General features: G+C 31.8%; 13 protein-coding genes and 1 pseudogene. 9 read left to right on the top strand and 5 right to left on the bottom strand.

Annotation, left to right across the window (positions count from 1 at the left end; all coding sequences use genetic code 11):
- Positions 1 to 28: 28 nt before the first annotated feature.
- A complete protein-coding gene (locus tag C8D80_RS01325) occupies positions 29 to 2,095 on the bottom strand; it encodes a M1 family metallopeptidase (protein WP_249038408.1) in 2,067 nt (688 codons plus the stop codon).
- Positions 2,096 to 2,228: 133 nt separating this feature from the next.
- Between C8D80_RS01325 and recG the strand changes: the two genes are divergently transcribed.
- The 9 genes from recG (at position 2,229) to pheT (ending at position 15,406) form a co-directional block, all read left to right on the top strand.
- Entirely contained in the window at positions 2,229 to 4,331 is a 2,103-nt protein-coding gene (recG, locus tag C8D80_RS01320; protein ID WP_133606571.1) for an ATP-dependent DNA helicase RecG, read from the top strand.
- A 191-nt stretch (positions 4,332 to 4,522) separates the two neighbouring features.
- On the top strand, positions 4,523 to 5,608 hold the full coding sequence (locus tag C8D80_RS01315; RefSeq protein WP_133606569.1) for an efflux RND transporter periplasmic adaptor subunit: 1,086 nt from the start codon (positions 4,523 to 4,525) through the stop codon (positions 5,606 to 5,608).
- Between the two features lie 14 nt (positions 5,609 to 5,622).
- Complete coding sequence (locus tag C8D80_RS01310) at positions 5,623 to 8,709, top strand: efflux RND transporter permease subunit (RefSeq protein WP_133606567.1); 3,087 nt, start codon at positions 5,623 to 5,625, stop codon at positions 8,707 to 8,709.
- 4 nt (positions 8,710 to 8,713) lie between these two features.
- On the top strand, positions 8,714 to 10,018 hold the full coding sequence (locus C8D80_RS01305) for a TolC family protein (protein WP_133606565.1): 1,305 nt from the start codon (positions 8,714 to 8,716) through the stop codon (positions 10,016 to 10,018).
- A gap of 89 nt (positions 10,019 to 10,107) precedes the next feature.
- The gene (locus C8D80_RS01300; RefSeq protein ID WP_133606563.1) at positions 10,108 to 10,971 is read left to right on the top strand and encodes a bestrophin family protein; all 864 of its coding nucleotides are present in this window, start codon (positions 10,108 to 10,110) and stop codon (positions 10,969 to 10,971) included.
- 45 nt (positions 10,972 to 11,016) lie between these two features.
- The gene (locus tag C8D80_RS01295) at positions 11,017 to 11,211 is read left to right on the top strand and encodes a hypothetical protein (protein ID WP_133606561.1); all 195 of its coding nucleotides are present in this window, start codon (positions 11,017 to 11,019) and stop codon (positions 11,209 to 11,211) included.
- A 20-nt stretch (positions 11,212 to 11,231) separates the two neighbouring features.
- Positions 11,232 to 11,618 carry a hypothetical protein gene (locus C8D80_RS01290; RefSeq protein WP_133606559.1) on the top strand — a complete coding sequence of 129 codons (387 nt, stop codon included), beginning with the start codon at positions 11,232 to 11,234 and terminating at the stop codon, positions 11,616 to 11,618.
- A gap of 7 nt (positions 11,619 to 11,625) precedes the next feature.
- Positions 11,626 to 12,639, top strand: coding sequence for a proline iminopeptidase-family hydrolase (locus C8D80_RS01285; RefSeq protein WP_133606557.1), 1,014 nt, complete (start codon positions 11,626 to 11,628; stop codon positions 12,637 to 12,639).
- A gap of 337 nt (positions 12,640 to 12,976) precedes the next feature.
- The gene (gene pheT / locus C8D80_RS01280; RefSeq protein WP_133606555.1) at positions 12,977 to 15,406 is read left to right on the top strand and encodes a phenylalanine--tRNA ligase subunit beta; all 2,430 of its coding nucleotides are present in this window, start codon (positions 12,977 to 12,979) and stop codon (positions 15,404 to 15,406) included.
- 74 nt (positions 15,407 to 15,480) lie between these two features.
- Here the strand turns inward: pheT and C8D80_RS12895 are convergent, their stop codons facing one another.
- The 4 genes and pseudogenes from C8D80_RS12895 to C8D80_RS01265 all read right to left on the bottom strand — a co-directional run bounded on the left by C8D80_RS12895 (position 15,481) and on the right by C8D80_RS01265 (position 22,585).
- The gene (locus tag C8D80_RS12895) at positions 15,481 to 15,771 is read right to left on the bottom strand and encodes a T9SS type A sorting domain-containing protein (protein WP_455423377.1); all 291 of its coding nucleotides are present in this window, start codon (positions 15,769 to 15,771) and stop codon (positions 15,481 to 15,483) included.
- A pseudogene (locus C8D80_RS01275) lies at positions 15,757 to 17,514 on the bottom strand (DUF7619 domain-containing protein); the annotation flags it as partial. The gene C8D80_RS12895 and the pseudogene C8D80_RS01275, both read right to left, overlap by 15 nt.
- Before the next feature lie 156 nt (positions 17,515 to 17,670).
- Positions 17,671 to 20,352 (bottom strand): T9SS type A sorting domain-containing protein, encoded by a 2,682-nt coding sequence (locus C8D80_RS01270; protein ID WP_158633779.1) that lies wholly within the window; start codon positions 20,350 to 20,352, stop codon positions 17,671 to 17,673.
- Positions 20,353 to 20,485: 133 nt separating this feature from the next.
- A complete protein-coding gene (locus C8D80_RS01265; protein ID WP_133606551.1) occupies positions 20,486 to 22,585 on the bottom strand; it encodes a T9SS type A sorting domain-containing protein in 2,100 nt (699 codons plus the stop codon).
- Positions 22,586 to 22,780: the final 195 nt, after the last annotated feature.

Raw genomic sequence — 22,780 nt, 5'->3', positions numbered from 1 at the left:
AAATCCCGAGTTGAAGCTCGGGATTTTTTTATTTCTCATTTAAAAATTTCAAATACAACTCTTTCATTTTTGCATCCGAAGTTGATGCTACTTTTTCAACTATTGTTCTGTATTCGGGTTTTTTTAGTAATAAACGAACGTTATCTCTACCAAATTTGGTAAACTGCCATTTGTGATGATTTGTTGCTAAAAACAAAGCTTCTATTACTTTAGGATTCTCATAATTAACTCCTAACAATGTTTCTAAAGCATTTTGACGAATTGAACTTTCGAAATCTACAGAGGCATATTTTAGTAATTCATCAATGATATTTTCTTGATCAAATCTTGAATTTTGACCTTTTAGTATTTTTAATTTCAACCAAGTTAATTTTAAACTTTTATCGTTATTACCTTCAATTCCTTTTGTTTGTTCCAAGTATTTTTCTACCTCTTCTGGAAAACTTTCACATAAATTAACTAATGCAATTTCTTTCGTTTGATACGAATTATCATTTAGTAGTGTTTCATATTGCAATTTAAAAGCTTCAGGTATAACTGGTGTTGATTCGGCAACCGCTCTTCTTACCAAAATATCATTTGTGGCTAAAGCGGTTTCTAAAATGACTTTGCGCTCTTCAAAAGGGATATTTCTAGTTTGATATACGATGTATTGTTTAATCGGATAATAAGCATCTGATTTTAGAATTTCCGTAAGTTCTGATAATGATTTTTTACTTTTCTTTAGTGTAAAATACTCTTGAATGAATTTATTTTTAGAAAGATATTTTTGAGCGATTTCCATTTCAAATCCAGACTTCTCTAACCAAACTTTTTTGAAATTTTCCACATCATAACCCGAAACCTGATTTACAATTTTCAAGAAATCATCGGTGTTCACGTTTTTGTATTGGTATTTCTTTAAATACTTTTTAACCGCTTTTTGGAAATTCTTTGCTCCAATGTCTTCTCGCATCACATGCAACGCCCAAGCCCCTTTTTTATAAAACGATAACGAACTCGCCTTTTCATTCATAACGGGAATCGTATCAGTTTTGGAAGCACGTTTTAATTGTTCGGCATAATCGTTTAATTCTTCGTAGAAATAATCATCGCCAAACAAATGACGCTCTGCTAATAACGCATAATAGGTAGCAAAACCTTCTTGTAACCAATGGTGTTTTCCAGACTGTGCCGTAATCAAATCACCAAACCATTGATGCGCCAACTCGTGTGCGTTAACGTTAATATAATTTCGATCGTTAAAACCAATTGAATCCACCACAAAATCTTGTGCAAAAATTGTTGAAGTCGTATTTTCCATTCCCGCATACAAAAAATCACGAACGGGAACCTGACGGTAAATGCCCCAAGGATACTTCACTCCTATTTCTTGTTCCAAATAATCAAACATTTGTTTGGAATAGCGATACGTTGGTTCAAATTTAGAAACATCGTTTTTATCCAAATAAAATTCTAGTGGTGTTCCTGATTTAGTTGTTGATGTTTGTTTTGCAAAACTTCCAATTGCTAACATTGCCAGGTAAGATGACATTGGTTTTTGCATTTGATAATTCCAAGTAATTAAATTCCCTTTCGAATTGTACTTATTTGAGATAAAAGCACCATTTGAAATCACTGGGAAATCATTTCTATATTCAACAGAAATATTAAAAATTACTTTCTCATTCACATCATCAAAACTGGGCAACCAATGGCTAGTATAACGTCCTTGTCCTTGTGTCCAAATTTGACCAGTTCCATTTGTAAAATCACCAGTAAAATATAAAGTTTGTTTCGGTTTTGCTGAATAGCTGAAAGTCAGTATGTTTTTTCCTTTTTTATATCCTTCAAATAAATCTAATGTTTTTCCTGAGTTTTTGAATTTCACCACTTTTCCGTTGATTGCAACTTCTGAAAATTCCATACTTTTAGCATCAATCTTTATGGTATCTATTGCTTTTTTTACTTTAAACTCATAAGTAATACTTCCTGAAATTGATTTTTCAATATGGTTTGGAGAAACCAAAGCATCACACTTGATAAAATCAACTTTATTAGTTTGTTGAGCAAATGAAAAACTTACAATTAATAAGGAAAACAGAATACGAAACATCTTGATGGATTTTAATAATGTACGAATATAAACATTTTCAATTTCTCTCATTTCTAAATTAACAAATTATAAACTATCTTCGTTTTTTGAAGAACAAAGAGAAAAGAATAAAGAAAAAAAACTCAATACTCAAATGAATCTACTAGAAACTCCCATTGAATATCTCAAAGGCGTTGGTCCACAACGTGGCGATTTATTGCGCAAGGAGTTGGGCATTCATAAGTATGCCGATTTACTGAATTTATTTCCCAATCGCTACATTGATAGAACGCGTTATTATAAAATTAACGAACTACAAAACAGCAATTCAGAAGTTCAAATCGTGGGTAAAATCATCAATATCAAAACCGTTGAACAAGGCAAAGGACGTTCGCGATTAGTAGCTACTTTTGTGGATGATACAGGACAAATGGAACTCGTGTGGTTTCAAGGGCAAAAATGGATTCGCGAAAGCATCAAAATCAATATACCGTATGTGATTTTTGGAAAAGTTACCCAATTTGGTGCTACTTACAATATGGCGCATCCCGAAATGGAATTTTTAGAAGAACACAAAGCTAGCCTTCGTTCGGCAATGCAACCTGTTTATCCAAGCACTGAAAAATTAGGAAACAAAGGGATTTCAAACAAAGTCATCAATAAAATGATACAACAATTGTTTGTGGAAACCCAAGCTTTATTTTCAGAAAACTTACCGAATTACCTTTTAGACGAATTAAAGTTGATTCCAAAAAATGCCGCTTTATTCAATATTCATTTTCCAAAGAGTCAAGATTTATTGGCAAAAGCACAATTCCGATTGAAGTTTGAAGAGTTGTTTTTCATTCAATTGCAATTGATTACGAAGAACCTCATTCGCAAACATAAAATCAAAGGAATGCCTTTTGAACGCGTAGGTGAAAACTTTACGGATTTCTATAACAATCATTTACCTTTCGATTTAACGAATGCACAAAAACGCGTTTTAAAAGAAATTAGAAACGATTTAGGAAGTAACGCTCAAATGAACCGTTTATTACAAGGCGACGTGGGTTCTGGAAAAACAATTGTTGCGTTAATGTGTATGCTTTTAGCAAAAGATAACGGCTTTCAAAGTTGTTTGATGGCACCTACAGAAATTTTAGCTAACCAACATTTCAACGGAATTAGCGAATTAGCTAAAGAACTAAACATCAAAATAAAAATTCTAACAGGTTCCACTAAAACAGCAGAACGAAAAATTATTCATGAAGCTTTAGAAAACGGTACTTTAGATATTTTAATTGGAACTCATGCTTTATTAGAAGACAAAGTACAATTCCATAATTTAGGATTAGCAATTATTGATGAACAACATCGTTTTGGTGTGGAGCAACGTTCAAAACTTTGGAAGAAAAATGATGTTCCGCCTCATGTTTTGGTAATGACCGCCACTCCAATTCCTCGTACTTTAGCCATGAGTTTGTATGGCGATTTGGATATTTCAGTGATTGATGAGTTGCCTCCTGGCAGAAAACCGATTCAAACGGTACATCGTTATGATTCGAACCGATTGAAGGTTTGGAAATTCTTAAAAGATGAAATTGCCAAAGGTCGACAAGTCTATATTGTATATCCGTTAATTCAGGAATCGGAGAAGATGGATTACAAGGATTTAATGGACGGTTACGAAAGTATTTCAAGAGATTTTCCTTTACCGCAATATTCTATCTCTATCGTTCACGGAAAAATGAAACCAGCCGATAAAGATGAAGAAATGAGACGATTTTCGGAAGGGAAAACCAATATTATGGTCGCAACAACTGTGATTGAAGTTGGTGTGAATGTTCCCAACGCTTCTGTAATGGTTATTGAAAGTGCAGAGCGTTTTGGATTATCACAATTACACCAATTAAGAGGACGAGTTGGTCGTGGTGCTGAACAAAGTTATTGTATTTTAATGACGAGTCACAAACTTAGTAACGATAGTAAAATCCGAATGGAAACTATGGTTCGTACGAATGATGGTTTCGAAATTTCGGAAGTCGATTTAAAATTGCGTGGTCCAGGTGATATTATGGGTAAACAACAAAGTGGTGTTTTAAATCTTCAAATTGCGGATTTGGTCAAAGATAAAGAAATTTTACAATTGGCTCGTCACCATGCTATAAAACTGTTAAAAGACGATGCTCCAATGGAAAAACCAGAACATGCAAAACTTCGAGAAGCATTTATTGAGTTAAGCAAGAAAAAAACCATTTGGAATTATATTAGTTAAATTCTATTTAAATCAGAGAAATATTAAAAATTATAACAAAAATTAATTTTTGAAATCAATTTGATACCTTTTTTAAATAAATCTCAAATTTTTGAAACATTTGTACCTACAACTATGTTAAATAAATGGTAAGATTTTGGCATAATTAGTTCGTAAAAGTTAGCTTTGTTGCAACTAAAGCCTTCGTTACCATGAAAATTAAAACTATTACAATTTCATTATTTGTTATTGCCTTATTGGGATTAATCGGATATAGAGTTTTTTCAAATGCTGAAGAATCTGCAAAAAACAATAAAAAAGGAGATAAAAAACCACCTATGATGGTTGATGCTGTAATCGTTTCTGAAAAAGACTTTGCCAACACGATTTCGCTTTCAGGTTCTATTGAAGCCAATGAAAATGTGGAAATTAGAAGTGAAGTTTCTGGAATTGTAGAAAAAATTTATTTTGCAGAAGGTACAAATGTGAGCAAAGGACAAGTTTTATTAAAAGTAAATGATATCGAACTTCGTGCACAACTTTCGCAAGCCACTACAAGACAAAGTTTAGCTTCAGAAAATGAAAGAAGAGCTAAATTATTGCTACAAAAAGAAGCAATTTCTCAAGAAGAATATGAGATTGCAAGTGCCGAATTCAGAAGTCTAAAAGCACAAACGCAATTGATTCAAGCACAAATTGCTAAAACAAGTATAAGAGCACCTTTTTCGGGAAAAATTGGTTTACGAAACATTTCTCCCGGAACTTACGTAACTCCAACTACTCTAATCACCAAATTAGTAAGTTCAAATCAAGTTAAAATTAGCTTTTCAATTCCTGAAAAATATGCTTCGGAAGTTGAAAACAATACTCCTATTCAATTTACGATTCCAAATAATACTGAAAAATTTACAGCTAAAATTTACGCTATCGAACCTGAAATTGAAACTTCCACTCGAACCCTAAAAATCAGAGCGATTGCCGAAAATCCAAATGGAAAATTATTAGCGGGAACATTTGCCACTATAGAACTTCCGTTGAAAAACATCAAAGGAGCCATTCAAATTCCTTCGGAAGCGGTTGTTCCAGTTCAAGACGGAAAAGTGGTTTATATTGCCAATAACGGAAAAGCAAAAGAAGTAAAAATTGAAACAATTGCCAGAACGGATAAAAACGTAGTTGTTACCCAAGGCATAAAATCTGGCGATACAATTCTAACTTCTGGCGTTATGGCTTTAAAAGACGAAGCCGATATTAAAGTTAAAGTAAAACAAGAAAAACTTCCCACTTCTAACTTCTAACTTCCCATTTACAAATGAGTTTATCTACTTTAAGTATAAAAAGACCCGTATTTACCATTGTAATCAATTTGTTGATTATACTTTTTGGTATTTTAGGATTCAGTTATTTGGGCGTTCGTGAATTCCCATCGATTGATCCTGCCGTGATTAATGTTAGAACAAATTACACGGGTGCAAATGCCGAAATTATCGAATCACAAATCACCGAACCACTTGAAAAAGCTATTAACTCTATTGATGGTATTCGAAACATTACCTCTTCGAGTAATCAAGGTTCGAGTAATATTACGGTCGAATTCAAATTAGAGAAAAACCTTGAAGAAGCAGCTAACGACGTTCGTGATAAAGTGTCACAAGCCGTTAGAAGTTTACCACAAGATATTGATGCACCACCAGTAGTTGCTAAATCCGATGCTGATTCTGATGCAATTATCTCGATGACCGTTCAAAGTCAATCCAGAAATGCTTTAGAATTGAGTGATTATGCCGAAAACGTAATTTCTGAAAGAATTCAAACGATTCCAGGTGTAAGTAGCGTACAAATTTGGGGACAAAAACGTTATTCGATGCGTATTTGGATGGATCCAATCAAATTGAATGCTTACGGAATCACGGTTGCCGATGTTCGAAATGCTTTGGACAAACAAAATGTAGAATTGCCTTCAGGAAAATTGACCGGAGCGAATACCGAATTAATGGTAAAAACCCTTGGAAATTTATCTACGGAAAAGGAATTCAATGACATCATCATCGTTTCAGATGCGAATAAAACGGTTCGTTTGAGCGATATTGGTTATGCCGTTTTAGCTTCTGAAAATTTAGAAACTAAGTTCACAGAATCGGGAAATCCGATGGTGGCGGTGGCCATTATTCCGCAACCTGGAACTAATTATTTGGAAATTGCAGAACAATTTTATGCAGAAGTTGAAAAATTAAAGAAAGATTTACCAAGTGACATCAAATTAGATATTGCTTTAGATAATACCATTTTTATTAAAAAATCAGTAGTTGAAGTTGCAGAAACCTTAGCGATATCAGTAGTTTTAGTAATCATCATCATCTTTTTGTTTTTCAGAGATTGGTCAATTGCATTCCGACCATTAATTGATATTCCGGTTTCGTTGATTGCAACGTTTTTTATCATGTATTTGTGTGGCTTTTCCATCAATGTATTAACACTTTTAGCCATTGTTTTAGCGACAGGATTAGTAGTAGATGACGGAATTGTAGTAACAGAAAACATCTTTAAAAAAGTTGAAGAAGGGATGTCGCCAATCGAAGCCGCAATCAAAGGTTCAAATGAGATTTTCTTTGCTGTAATTTCAATTTCGGTAACCTTAGCTGCAGTATTTTTACCAATTATTTTCTTAGAAGGTTTCGTGGGACGATTGTTCCGAGAGTTTGGTGTCGTCATTGGTGCCGCCGTACTAATTTCTGCCTTCGTATCATTGACCTTAACACCTATGTTAAATGCTTATTTAATGAAAGGTGGCGAACAAAAGAAAACGAAATTCTATGAAGCGACAGAACCTTTCTTCGTGGGTTTAAATACAGGATATGCTAATGCGTTGACTAAATTTTTAAAGAAAAAATGGTGGAGTTTCCCAATTATCGGAGTTTGTATCGGATTGATTGTGTTATTCTTTGCTATACTTCCAAAAGAAACAGCTCCATATGACGATAGAAGTTTAGGTGTGATTAGTGTAACAACTCCTGAAGGTTCAACTTATGAATATACTGACCGATTCATGGAAGAATTATCAGATTTAATCAACGATTCAATTCCAGAAAAGAAAGTAGCATTGGTAATTACTTCGCCAGGATTTTTATCTTCATCAGTAAATGCGGGAAGAGTTCGTTTAGCATTGGTTGACCCAAGTGAACGAGAAAAATCGCAAAAAGAAATTGTCGATGACTTGAACAAATGGACAAAAAAATATCCGCAAGCCAAAGTAAACGTTTCTGAGCAACCAACGATTTCGGTAAACCGTCGTGGTGGATTACCAATTCAGTATATTATTCAAGCTCCGAATTTTGAAAAATTAAGAGAAAAGATTCCGCAATTCATGGAAGAAGCAAGTAAAAACGAAACTTTCTCCAATGTAGATGTGAATTTAAAATTCAATAAACCTGAAATCAACGTAACGATTAATCGTGAAAAAGCGGAAAGTTTAGGAATTTCGGTTTTAGATGTGGCGCAAACCTTGCAATTATCGTTAAGCGGACAACGTTTTGGTTATTTCATGCAAAATGGAAAACAATATCAAGTCATTGGTCAATTTGATGAGAAAGACCGCGATGCTCCATTGGATTTAACTTCGATGTTCGTCAAGAATAAAGCGGGTGAATTAATCCAATTAGACAACGTAGTTGAGGTAGAAGAACAAAGTAATCCACCACAATTATTTCATAACAATCGCTACATGTCGGCAACCGTTTCTGCAGGTTTAGCACCCGGAAAAAGTATGATTGACGGTATCAATGCCATGGACGAAATTAAAGAAAAAGTGTTAGACGATACTTTTACGACCGATTTGGGTGGAGAATCTCGTGACTTCGTAGAAAGTAGTTCAAATACTTCTTTCGCTTTTGGATTGGCTTTATTATTAATCTATTTGATTTTAGCCGCACAATTTGAAAGTTTCATTGACCCATTTATTATTATCTTAACGGTACCAATGGCGGTAGCTGGAGCATTATTTTCGCTTTGGTTATTTGGGCAAACATGGAATATTTTTAGTCAAATTGGAACTGTCATGTTGATTGGACTCGTTACCAAAAACGGAATTCTGATAGTCGAATTCGCGAACCAACTTAGAGAACAAGGAAAATCGAAATACGATGCCATTTTAGAAGCTTCGGAAGCACGTTTACGACCAATTTTAATGACCAGTTTAGCAATTGCTTTAGGAGCTTTACCAATTGCTTTATCGCTTGGAGCGGCTTCGGCAAGTAGAATGGGAATGGGAGTTGTAATTGTGGGTGGGACGATGTTTTCGTTAATCTTAACCTTATTTGTAATTCCAGCAATCTATTTAATGTGGTCGAAAGCTAAAAAACACCGACCAGAATTTGACAATTTAGACGCTTTAGAGAAATAATATTATGCAACATTTATATAAAATAGTATTCCTTTTCATCATTGGATTTTCAGCACAAGCACAAGAATTGCTTTCACTTGAAGATGCGGTAAAAATTGCCTTGGAAAATAATTACGATATTAAAATCGCTGAAAACAATTCCAAAATTGATGCTACCAATAACAATTTAGCCAATGCTGGAATGTTGCCTTCATTGAATGCAAATTTCACCAACAATAACAGTCAAATCGATACGAAGCAAACGCAAGCAGATGGAACAGAACGAGAATTAGACAATGCTAAAAACATGAATTTGAGTTATGGTATTGGATTAGATTGGACCATTTTTGATGGTTTAAGTATGTTTGCCCGAAAAGAACAATTAAACGTTTTAGAACAACAAGGAAAAGCCGAATTACAAACTGCGATTTTAACCCGAATTAGTGATGTTTATACTACGTATTTCGATTTGGTGCAACAACAGCAAGTCTTAGCTTCGATTGATACGGCGATTGTAATTTCAAACCAACGTTTAACTACTGCTCAAAATCGTTTTAGTATTGGAAAAGCTTCAAAATTAGAAGTTTTGAATGCACAAGTAGATTTAAACAGCGATTTAAGTTTACAATTAAGACAAAAAGAACTCATTAAAATCAGTAAAATTAGATTGAACGAATTATTAGTTCGCGATATTCAAACCGATTTTAAAGTGGCTAACGAAGTTACATTCGAACAAAATTTAGATTTCAACGAATTAAAATCGACAGCCGAAAAACAAAATCCGCAATTGCAAGCGCAAATTCTGTCTAAAAAAGTAGCCGATTTGAATTTGAAACAAGTCAAAGGTAATCGTTATCCAACGGTTCGAATTACTTCAGGTTATAATTTCACACGTTCAGAAGCTTCTTTAGGATTTATTACGCAATCATCTGGACAAGGTTTTGTGTATGGAGTAACAGCTACAGTTCCTATTTTTAATGGCTTTCTTCAAAACAGAAACGAAAAAGTAGCAAAATATCAAGTGGAAAATGCAGGATTCCTTTTAGAACAGCAAAAGTTATCGCTAAGCTCTCAATTATCTTCTTTGTTTGCGAGTTATCAAACCAATTTAGAATTGGTAAAAGTGGAAGAAAAAAACTTAGAAATCGCCAAACAAAACTTAGATATTACGTTAGCGAAATTCAAAATCGGAACCATAACTACTATCGAATTTAGAACCGCTCAGCAAAATTTTGTTGAAGCTTCGGTTCGCTATTCGAATGCGCAATATGTAACCAAACTTTCGGAAATTAACTTAAAAGAATTAGCCGGTACACTAAAATTGAATTAATATTTTTAGATTTGTTAAAATGTTTAATTGTGAAACTGTGAAATTGAGAATCCGCTTTTCACTAATCACTTTTCACTAATCACTAAAAAATGGTTCAATACAACCCAAAAGACTGGATTACTTTTATCTTCCGTTTTCACGAATCGGATACGTTTCGTCAATTAATTCCGATGATGTTTTTCATTGGATTTTATTCCTACGGAATCGCTTATTTGGAATTAGAATATTGGAAACTTTCCGAAACTAGTCATGTAAAAAACCTAAACCTAATGCACACTACCGTAGGTTTTGTGTTGTCGTTATTATTGGCTTACCGAACCAATACAGCCTATGACCGTTGGTGGGAAGGTCGAAAACAATGGGGTTCATTAGTAAACAATAGTCGAAATTTAGCATTGAAACTTTCTGCTTATTTATCTGATGAAAACGATAGAAATTTCTACCGAAGAGTGATTCCTGCTTATGCTTCGGTGCTTTCAAAACATCTATTGAATGAAGAAGTGAGCAAAATGTTGTTTGAAGGTTTGGATTTAGAAATGGATCATCACAAACATCGCCCAAATCAAGTGGCAAAAATGTTGTTTCAAAAAGCAAACGACTTGTACAAATCAGGAAAAATTACGGGTGACCAATTTTACATCATCAATTCAGAATTACAATCGTTTACTGATATTTGTGGTGCTTGCGAACGTATTAAAAACACGCCTATTCCCTACTCTTACAGTTCGTTTATCAAAAAATTTATCTTCTTTTTTGTGATGACATTGCCTTTCGGATTTGTATTTAGCTTGGGTTACTACGTAATTCCGGTTGTGATTTTTATCTTTTATGTTTTAGCGAGTTTAGAATTAATCGCCGAAGAAATTGAAGACCCATTTGGCAACGACGCCAACGATTTACCCATGACAAAAATAGCTTCCAATATTAAGAAGCACGTGGAAGAGATTTTGTAAGGTTTGGAGAAAATTTGGTGTTTTTAATAAAAGATAAATCTTATCATGTCAAAAAAAATATTTTTAAAAATATTTACAATCTCAGCCTTTTTAGGATTGATAATAATTTATTTTACATTAGGAGGAAAAATAGGTTACAGAAAAGTGAATGAAAATAGTATTTATAATGTTTTAGCTGGAGGTTTGTTGATATTACCTTTAATATTATTTTTTATTTTTGATCAAAAAAATAAATCTTGAAAATCTAAACATTCGATAAAATGAACAATAATTTAATAACTAAATATAAATTTCTATTAATCTTCGCTTTGTTTGTATTGAGTTGTAATACGTTAAAAAAAAATAACTTAATATTTCAAAAAGAAAATCAAAAAATAATTTTAGAATTAGAAAATGGAAGAACTCATTTAAAATGGGATGAGAAAACAAAACTTAAGTTAAAAACTGAGAATATAGATAACAGAAGATTAAGTATTTCTGCTCCTGGATTAAGATTTCTTGAAAGAGCAAATGAAAAAAACGAAAGTATTTTAGAAATTACTCCAGAAAGGGAATACATTAAAAATGATACACTGAATCTATTTGTTAGTTGTAGAGATTTAAAGGATTCTATTTGGATTCACAAATTTAAGATTTTAATAAAATAATTCAACCATGAAAAACCTATTCCGCACAACACTCCTACTTTTTACAATAGCTTTATTCACAAGCTGTAAACAAGAAACAATAACTACTCAAAACGAGTATTTTGCACAATCTGCTGATAGCATTCAAAATGGTGGGGTAAAAGTCATTCCAATTACTACTCCAAAAGGCACTTTTAATGTTTGGACGAAGCGTATTGGCAACAATCCAAAAATTAAAGTATTGCTTTTAAATGGTGGTCCAGGCGCTACGCATGAATATTTTGAATGTTTCGAAAATTTCCTACCAGCAGAAGGCATCGAGTTCATTTATTACGATCAATTAGGTTGCGGAAATGCAGATAATCCTAACGATACTTCAATGTGGGATTTGCCAAGATATGTGGAAGAAGTGGAACAAGTTCGTAAAGCTTTAAACTTAGACAACACCAATTTCTACTTGTTAGGACATTCTTGGGGCGGTATTTTAGCAATGGAATACGCTACAAAATATCAAAACAACATGAAAGGCTTAATCATTTCAAACATGATGGCAAGTTGCCCAGAATATGATAAATATGCCAATGAAGTATTAAGCAAACAAATGAATCCAGAAGTATTGGCAGAATTGATGAAGATAGAAGCCAATAACGATTTTTCGAATCCAAGATATATGGAATTATTACTTCCAAATTTCTATGAAAAACACATTCTTCGTTTCCCTGCAAAAGATTGGCCAGAACCGGTAAATCGTTCGTTTGCTAAGATGAATCAGTCTCTTTATGTAACCATGCAAGGTCCAAGTGAATTTGGTATTTCAGGAAAATTAGAAAAATGGGATAGAAAAGCCGATTTGAAAAATGTAAAAATTCCAACATTAGTTATCGGAGCAAAACACGATACCATGGATCCAAAACACATGGAAGAAATTTCGAAAATCTTACCAAATGGTTCGTATTTATTCTGTCCAAAAGGAAGTCACATGGCATTTTACGACGATCAGAAAACGTATTTTTCTGGATTGATTTCGTTCTTGAAAAAGTAGGTGGCACAAAGTCTCATGAAGTAAAGCGCAAAGTTTCACAAAGAATAATTTACTTTGCTATGTTAACTATGACAAGTGTAACGCTTAAAATATCAACACATAGGCACTCCTTCTATTGTGTCTATGTGTTTTAAAAAAATACAAAGTATATTTTTCCTTAATGATAACTATATAGAGTATATAAGTTCTTTGAGAAGTTTTAAACTTCCAGCTTCCCTCATCCAACTTCCAGCAATTTAACAAAACTTATCACCAAAAGGCTGTTCAAAATTTCTAAATTCTAATTTCTAAATTCTAATTTTATAAAGTATCTTTGCCGTTTAAAATTCGATACAAAATGCGTATATCTTACAATTGGTTAAAACAATTCATTAAAACCGATTTAAAATCTGAAGAAATTGCTGACATTCTTACCGACTTAGGTTTAGAAGTAGAAGGCGTTGACAAATACGAAAGTTTAAAAGGAGGTTTACAAGGCGTTGTGATTGGTCATGTGTTAACATGCGAAAAACATCCTGATGCTGATAAACTAAAAATTACAACGGTTGATTTAGGTGATGGAAATGCGCCAGTTCAAATAGTTTGTGGTGCTCCAAACGTGGCGACGGGACAAAAAGTTCCTGTGGCGACTATTGGAACAAAGTTATTTGACAAAGAAGGTAACACATTCGAAATTAAAAAAGGGAAAATCCGAGGACAAGAAAGTCACGGAATGATTTGCGCTGAAGACGAATTAGGCTTAGGCGAAAGTCATGATGGAATTATGATTTTGAACGAAGATTTAAAACCGGGAACTCCAGCTTCAAAAGTGTTCGAAATTGAAACCGATGAAGTATTCGAAATTGGATTAACACCTAACCGAGCTGATGCTATGTCGCACATGGGAGTTGCTCGTGATTTACGTGCTGGATTATTACAAAAAGGAACAACTTCGGAATTAATGACTCCTTCGGTGAGTAAATTTAAAGTAGAAAAACGTACTTTAAAAATCGATGTTAAAGTTGAAAACGAAAAATTAGCGCCAAGATATTGTGGTGTTACTATTTCGGGAATTACCGTTAAACCATCTCCAACTTGGTTACAAAACCGTTTAAAAGCTATTGGATTAACTCCAAAAAATAATATTGTTGACGTTACGAATTACGTTTTACACGAATTAGGTCAACCTTTGCACGCTTTTGATGCCGCTCAAATAAAAGGAAATAAAGTAGTGGTAAAAACAGTTCCAGCAGGAACTAAATTTGTTACTCTTGATGATATCGAACGTACACTTCACGAAGAAGATTTAATGATTTGTGATGAAAGTGGTCCAATGTGTATTGCTGGTGTTTTCGGTGGAAAAACTTCGGGAGTTTCTGAAAAAACACAAGCTATTTTCTTAGAAAGTGCTTATTTCAATCCGGTTTCCGTTAGAAAGACTGCGAAAAGACATACGTTGAGTACCGATGCTTCTTTCCGTTTTGAAAGAGGAATCGATCCAAGTATTACCGAATACGCTTTAAAACGTGCTGCTTTGTTAATTCAAGAAGTGGCAGGTGGGGAAATTACTTCGGATATTGTTGATATTTATCCTAAAAAGATTGAAGATTTCAGCGTGTTTATTCATTTCAATAAAGTGAATAAAATCATTGGTGAAGAAATCAAACCAGAAACGATTAAGAAGATTTTAGCTTCATTAGATATCAAAGTTAATAGTATTACCGAAGCTGGTTTAGGATTAACAATTCCTTCTTACCGTGTGGATGTTACTAGAGAAATTGATGTTATTGAAGAAATTTTACGTGTTTACGGATACAACAACATCAAAATTCCTTCTAAAGTGAATGCTACTACAGCTAATTCATCAAGAACGGAAGAATATAAAGTACAAAATATCATTGCCAACCAATTGTGTTCGTTAGGTTTCAACGAAATGATGGCGAATTCATTAACAACGCCAGATTACGTAAAACTTTCTGAAAACTTGAAAGAAGAATTGAACGTAATGATGTTAAATCCATTGAGTAGCGATTTATCAGCAATGCGTCAGTCGTTATTGTTTTCTGGATTAGAAGCGGTTTCTTTCAATATCAATAGAAGAAGAAGTGATTTAAAATTCTTCGAATTTGGAAAAAGTTACCACAAAACAGCTAACGGTCATGACGAAAACAAACACTTAACGTTATTAGTAACCGGAAACAGACAAAACGAAAGTTGGACTAACCCACAATCAAAATCTGATTTCTTCTTGTTCAAAGGTTATATCAATACGATTTTAAGTCGTTTAGGATTAGACAAAAAAGTAACTTCATTACCATTTGAAAATGATGTTTTCGCAGAAGGCTTAGCTTTGGCTGTTGGAAAAGAAGTCATTGTAGAATTTGGAACGGTTAAAAAATCAGTTTTAAAACATTTCGATATCAAACAAGAAGTGTTATACGCTGATTTTGCTTGGGATAAAATACAGAAGTACGTTTCTACGAAAATTAAGTTTACCGATATTCCAAAATATCCAGAAGTTCGTAGAGATTTAGCTTTGTTGTTAGATGAAAACGTTCCATTCGAACAAATCTACAACATTGCCAAACAAACTGAAAAAGGCTTGTTAAAAGACGTGAATTTATTCGATGTTTACACCGGAAACAACTTACCAGAAGGTAAAAAGTCATACGCTATAAGTTTCATTTTACAAGACGATTCTAAAACGCTAACCGATACTCAAATTGATAAAATTATGAGTAAGTTACAAGGTAATTTCGAAAGTCAGTTAGGAGCTAGCTTACGCTAGTGTTCAGTTTACAGTATAAAAAAACTCCCGATTCATTTGAATCGGGAGTTTTTATTTTTACATATCTTAGAAAACTATTCTTTCACAAACTTCGCATTAGCACTACCCTTTTCGGTATTCACTTTTACGAAATAGGTTCCAGAAGCTAAATTAGCAACATCAACAGAATTGATTGCATTGGTTGTTGCCATTACAATTTGTCCCAATTGATTATAAATTTCAATTGAATTTACTTCTAAATCTTGCTTAGTTTGAATATTCAAAACGTCTTTTGCAGGATTTGGATATAGTGTGAAATAGGCTCCAAAATCAAAATCTTGCGTGCTTAAAGCAGCTACAGTTGTTGTGTACGTATTGGTTGTTATTGGAAAATTATAATCGAAATAAATATTAGCGTTATTGGTAAAAGTATCTCCCAAAACCAAACTTGGTAATGTTTTAATTTTAAACACCACATAACCATCATTAGTGGCATCATTAAAATCTAAATTGATGTTTTCAAAGATAAATTCTACTTTGTTTCCATTAATTCTGGTATAAAAATCATGGCTACTTTTTAAAGGAACTAACGTAGCAATATCAAACTTAGTCAAATCAATCATGTCTTTAACCACAATATTTTCTGCAGGAAAAGTTCATGTATTTTCAAAACGAATGACATAATGTACATAATTACCAACTTCAGTTGGTGTAATAGTGATTCCTTCTAAACAAGTCTTATCATTTGGATCGTATGAGCCGACTACGATTTGTTTTAATGCTGAAATATTATCGTATTGTATCTCATCATTAGTAAAAGGAGTAATTTCAGCTAGAAAATTTATTTGATCACCAATATTTACCGCTGGTATTTCCATTGGTGAATTTACGTTTAATATTAATGCAATTTCTCTGGCTTCAAAAGGTTCTAAATTAGTATACTCCCAAGTAAAATTATTTATTGCTGAGCTATTATAAACTGGGTTTGCAGAAACATAATCTAATTTTGCATCATCAAAAGTAAATGAAATACTACCATTTTCAATCTGATTACCTTTATTGCGATAAACCAATTTGTAAGATGCATTAAAACCAGGACGAGCTGGAACAGTTGGAATTAGCACAACTTCAACATCATGTTTAACTCCATTAGCTGTTATACAAAAATCTTGCGTAAATGGACTTGCCTGTATTGGAAAATCTACCGAAAAGCTAGTTGGTGAAACATTGAAATAACTTGGATTTTCAAGGTTTGGAGTAATTGTGTGGTTTCCTGAAGAAACTGGAATATAATAATTACCTGTTTGATTTGCAATTAAAGAACCTGTATTTGTTCCATCGGTAATTGTAAAAATTAAGTTAGAATAATTAATATCTGAAACATCGCAACCATTGTTGTTTGAATCTAATTTTGTGGCTCCTGAAATTTCATAAAATTTTCCTCCGGGTGTGAAGGAACAATAGGAATTAATACTACAACCTACACTTAATCCATTTTGTTGTAAATTTGAACTAATATCGTCAACTTGGTTTTCATCTAAACATAAATATTGCAAATTTGTGTTGAATAAAGGTGAATTTTCAATTATTCCATTTTTTAAATTAACAATTGAAATATTGCTTCCTGAACACGAAAATGAAGTTAGGAAAGGACAATGAGACAAATCTAAAATTTGATGTGTACCTATAGCTATACAAATAAATCTTTCCAATTTATTATGAGGTATTAAATTAAGATTTAAAATTGGATTTCTGGTAATTTCAAGAACTTTTAAATTTGAAAGAGATGGAAAATTAAAATTATTAATTTCATTAAAAGTACATATAAAACTAACAAGATTTGAAAAATTTTCTAATCCAGTCAAATCAGTAATATAATAATTTATAGTTGGATTTAATCCAATATTATTAACATCAAGATAATATACAGCTAAAGCTTCAGAAACTTCTATTTCATTATTATTATTTGAATCAATTTTAATATTGTTTGAATTTACATCCTTAGCAATAGAAACTGTAGGATTAGCACTAAGAAGTTTGTTTTTAAATTCAATATCAGGAAAATTAATAATCTGCGCATTACCTAAAAAACCAATCGTAAAAAAAAATAAAAAGTATAGTTTTTTCATTTGTAAGAAATTAATGAAGCAAAAATAATAAAAAAGGTTACAATAGGCTTACTTATAAATATATTATTTAAAACCTGACAGGTTTAATCATAAAAACACCCGATTCAATTGAATCGGGTGTTTTTATTTATTCATATGTCAAGCTGAGCGTCGAAGCTATTCCTTCACAAACTTCGCATTAGTACTACCCTTTTCCGTATTTATTTTTACGAAATACGTTCCTGAAGCTAAATTAGCAACATCAACTGCATTTAAAGCATTGGTTACCGCCATTACAATTTGCCCTAATTGATTATAAACTTCAATGGAATTTATTGTTAAGCCTTGTTTGTCTTGAATATTTAAAACATCTTTTGCTGGATTTGGATATAAGGTAAAATAAGTTCCAAAATCAAAATCTTGCGTACTTAAAGCAGCAACAGTTGTTATGTACGTATTCGTTGTAATTGGGAAATTATAATCGAAATAGATATTAGCGTTATTAGTAAAAGTATCACCTAAAACTAAAGTTGGTTTCGTTTTAATTTTAAACACTACATAACCATCATTCGTAGCATCATTGAAATCTAAATTGATGTTTTCAAAAATGAATTCTACTTTGTTTCCACTTATACGTGTGAAAAAATCATGACTACTTTTCAATGGAACTAAAGTTGCAATATCAAATTTATCCAAATCAATCATATCTTTAACCACAATATTTTCTGCAGGATATGTTCCTGTATTTTCAAAACGAATTACATAATGTACGTAGTTACCAACTTCACTTGGCTCAATAGTTGTTCCTTCTAAACACGTTTTATCATTTGGATCGTATGAGCCAACAACAGTTTGGTCTAATATAAACGTGTTATCTAATGGTGTTTCATCAGTGTTTGCAGTTGTAATTGTAGCTGTATAATTCAAAATGTCTCCATTGTTAACCGCTGGTGTTTCCATTGGAGAGTTTACATTGAAAACAATTCCAATCTCTCTGGTTTCGAAAGGTTGTAAATTACTATAATTCCAAGTAAAACTATTCGTAACAGAACTATTATAAACAGGATTAGACGAAACAAAATCTAATCTTGCATCATCAAATGTTAAACTTACTGAACCGTTTTCAACTTGATTTCCTTTGTTGCGATAAACCAATTTATAATTAGCATCAAAACCTGGACGAGCTGGTGTAGTTAGAACTAAAACAACTTCCACATCAGATTTTACTCCATTTGCAGTAACACAAAAATCTTGCATAAATGGACTTGTTTGTGTTGGGAAATTTACTGTAAAACTAGTTGGAAAAATATTAAAATAGCTTGGATTCTCAAGGTTTGGAGTTATGGTATGATTTCCTGCTGATACTGGAATATAAAAATTACCTGTTTGGTTTGCAATTAAAGAACCTGTATTGGTTCCATCGGTAATTGAAAAATTTAAGTTAGAATAATTAATATCTGAAACATCGCAACTATTGTTGTTTGAATCAAATTTTGTAGTTCCTGAAACCTCGTAAAAAATTCCATTTGGCGTAAATGAACAATAACTATTCAATTGAATTTGATTTGTTAATCCTGCTGAATCAATCATTTGTTGTAAAAAACTTAAATCCTCTTCATCTATACAAATGTATTCTAAATTTGGATTATTAAGGCAATATAATTGAGCCCAAGTAGTATTATTATTTTTTATAAACAAATTTGTTATTTGATTACCGTCACAAATTAAAGTCTGCAAATTTGACAAGTCTGACGTATCTAAGCTAATTAATTCATTTATTTCACAATTTAATGTCTGTAAATTATTTAATCCTGATAAATTTAGAGTTGTTAACATATTAGAATTACAATCAAAAAATTGTAAGTTGTTTAATCCTGTAACATTTAAATTAAATAATTCATTATAACTACAATTTAATGTTTGCAAGCTAGTCAACTCTGAAACATCTAAACTAGATAATTGATTACTTCCACAATGTAAAAATTGTAAATTAGGTAAATCAGAAACATTTAAATTAGTTAACTCATTATTACTACAATTTAGTGTTTCCAAATCATGTAAATTCGAAATATTCAAACTTGATAATGGATTAAAACTACAATTTAAATCCTGCAAATTAATTAATCCTGAAACATCAAGACTTGGCAATAAATTATTATAACAATCTAATTTTACTAAAAAGATTAATCCAGAAATATTCAAACTATTCATTTGATTGTTACCACAATAAAGTTCTAACAAGTTTGTTGAATTTGAAACATTTAAAGTTGAAATTTGATTATCATAACATTTTAAAATTTTTAAATTAACTAAATCTGAAATATTTAAAAAAGTTAGTTGGTTATCAATACAATTCAGCATTTTCAAATTATTAAAACCTGTAAAGTTTAAACTTGTTAACCTATTATATTTACAATCTAGATTTTGTAAGTCAAATAAGCCAGAAATATTTAAATTCATTAATCGATTTGAACCACAATTTAATACTTTTAAATTAGTCAAATTTGAAACATTTAAACTTGACACTTGATTACCAGAACAATTCAAATAAATTAGATTTGTAAAATATTCAATACCTGACATATCATCAATTGAATATAAAGAAATATCTAACCATTTTATTGATTGTGCTTCACTCACTTCAATCTCTCCATTATTATTTGTATCAATTTTATTATAAGAAGAAACTGACCAAGTTTCTGATATTAAATCATATACTGGTTCTTGACTTGAAGCAATATTATTAGTTGTGCTTGCTTGTAATAATTTTGCTTTAAAATAAATGTCAGGAAAATTAATAATCTGCGCATTAGCTAATAAACCAATCGTTAAAAAGAATAAAAAGTAAAGTTTTTTCATTTGTAAGAATTTGAAGAAGTAAAAGTAAGATAAATACTTAAACATCAATACACAATTTAAAGAAAAACTCCCGATTCAATTGAATCGGGAGTTTTTATTATTTATATGAATGTCAAAGCTGAGCTTGTCGAAACTATTCTTTCACAAACTTCGCATTAGCACTACCCTTTTCTGTATTCACTTTTACGAAATAGGTTCCAGAAGCTAAATTAGCAACATCAACTGAATTGATTGCATTGGTTGTTGCCATTACAATTTGTCCTAATTGATTATAAATTTCAACAGAATTGATTGCTACATCTTGTTTCGCTTGCATATTCAAAACATCTTTTGCTGGATTTGGATATAACGTAAAATAAGTTCCAAAATCAAAATATTGATTACTTAAAGCGGCTACTGTTGTTGTGTACGTATTAGTAGTAATTGGAAAATTATAATCGAAATAGATATTTGCATCGTTTGTAAAAGTATCACCTAAAACCAAAGTTGGTAATGTTTTAATTTTGAATACTACATAACCATCGTTCGTAGCATCATTAAAATCTAAATTGATATTTTCAAAAATGAATTCAACTTTGTTACCATTAATTCTGGTAAAAAAATCATGGCTACTTTTTAAAGGAACTAAAGTTGTAATATCAAACTTAGTCAAATCAATCATGTCTTTCACCACAATATTTTCTGCAGGGAAAGTTCCTGTGTTTTCAAAACGGATAATGTAATGCATATAATTACCTACTTGACTTGGTTCAATTGTTTCTCCTTGTATACAAGTTTTATCATTTGGATCGTAAGAACCAACTACAATTTGTTTTAAAGCAGAAATATTATCATATTGCATTTCATCGTTTGTGAAAGGTGTAATTTGAGCAAGAAAATCTAATTGGTCTCCATTGTTAACTGCTGGTACTTCCATTGGAGAATTTACATTTAATGTCAAAGTAATTTCTCTCGATTCAAAAGGTTGTAAATTGGTATAATTCCAAGTAAAATTATTTACCGCAAAACTATTATAAACTGGATTTGCAGCAACATAATCCAATCTTGTATCATCAAAAGTTAAGGATATACTTCCATTCTCCACTTGATTTCCTTTGTTACGATAAACCAGTTTATAAGTAGCATCAAAACCTGGACGAGCTGGAACTGTTGGAATCAGCACAACTTCAACATCATGTTTAAATCCATTAGCTGTTACACAAAAATCTTGCGTAAAAGGGCTTATTTGTGTTGGAAAATCTATCGAAAAGCTAGTTGGTGAAACATTGAAATACGATGGGTTTTCAAAGTTTGGAGTAATGGTATGATTTCCAGCTTGAACTGGAATTGAATAATTACCTGATGCATTTGAAATTAATGAACCTGAATTTGTACCATCAGAAATTGAAAAATTTAAGCTTGGATAATTGATGTCTGAAACATCACAACCATTGTTGTTTGAATCAAATTTTATATTTCCATTAACTGTAAAATATTCACCACCAGGAACAAAAGTACAATAATCATTAACTACAACCAATTCACTACCTTCAATATTTGAAACTATATTTTCAACATAACTTAATTCCGACTCGTCAACGCAAATAAATCTTAATGTAGGATATCCAGAATAACCCTGTAGCATCCCATTTTGTATAGTCTGATTTCTACCATTCTTCATATTAAGACTAACTAATTGGTTATTATTACAAGTTAATGTATTTAAGTTGGTAAGCATTGATATGTCTAAGCTAGTAATACTGTTTTGATAGCAATTAAGTGAAAGTAAGCTACTTAAATTAGAAAGATCAAGTTCAGTTAGATTATTATACCATACGCTGAGAGTTTTTAATGTTGGTAAATCATAAAGTGTAACAATATCTATTCCAGAATAAATAACATTAATAACTTCTAAATATTGTAATCCATGAATATCCAATTCATATAAATTCGCATCAGAACAACTAAAATAGGTTAAATTTGGAAATTCATTAATACCAACTAATGAATAAATTCCTGCACCATTATATTGATTTAAGTAAATATAACTTACTTGTTCTGCCTCTGAAACTTGGATAATTCCATCAGAATTTGAATCTATTTTAAAATATGATCCCGACAAGTTTTTTGCTATTGTATTACTTGAACTTGCTGCTAATAATCTCGTTTTAAAATTAGCATCAGGTATATTAACAATCTGCGCATTACCCAAAACACCTATACTCAAAAAGAATAAAAAGTAAAGTTTTTTCATTTGTAAGAATTTAAAGAAGTAAAAGTATGATAAATACTTAAACATCAATACACGATTTAAAGAAAAAACTCCCGATTCAATTGAATCGGGAGTTTTTATTATTTATATGAATGTCAAAGCTGAGCTTGTCGAAACTATTCTTTCACAAACTTCGCATTAGCACTACCCTTTTCTGTATTCACTTTTACGAAATAC

Source organism: Flavobacterium cheniae, from assembly GCF_004363695.1.
Lineage (GTDB): Bacteria > Bacteroidota > Bacteroidia > Flavobacteriales > Flavobacteriaceae > Flavobacterium > Flavobacterium cheniae.
The sequence above is the reverse complement of the archived record's forward strand: the minus strand, read 5'-3'. Positions and strand labels throughout refer to the sequence as shown.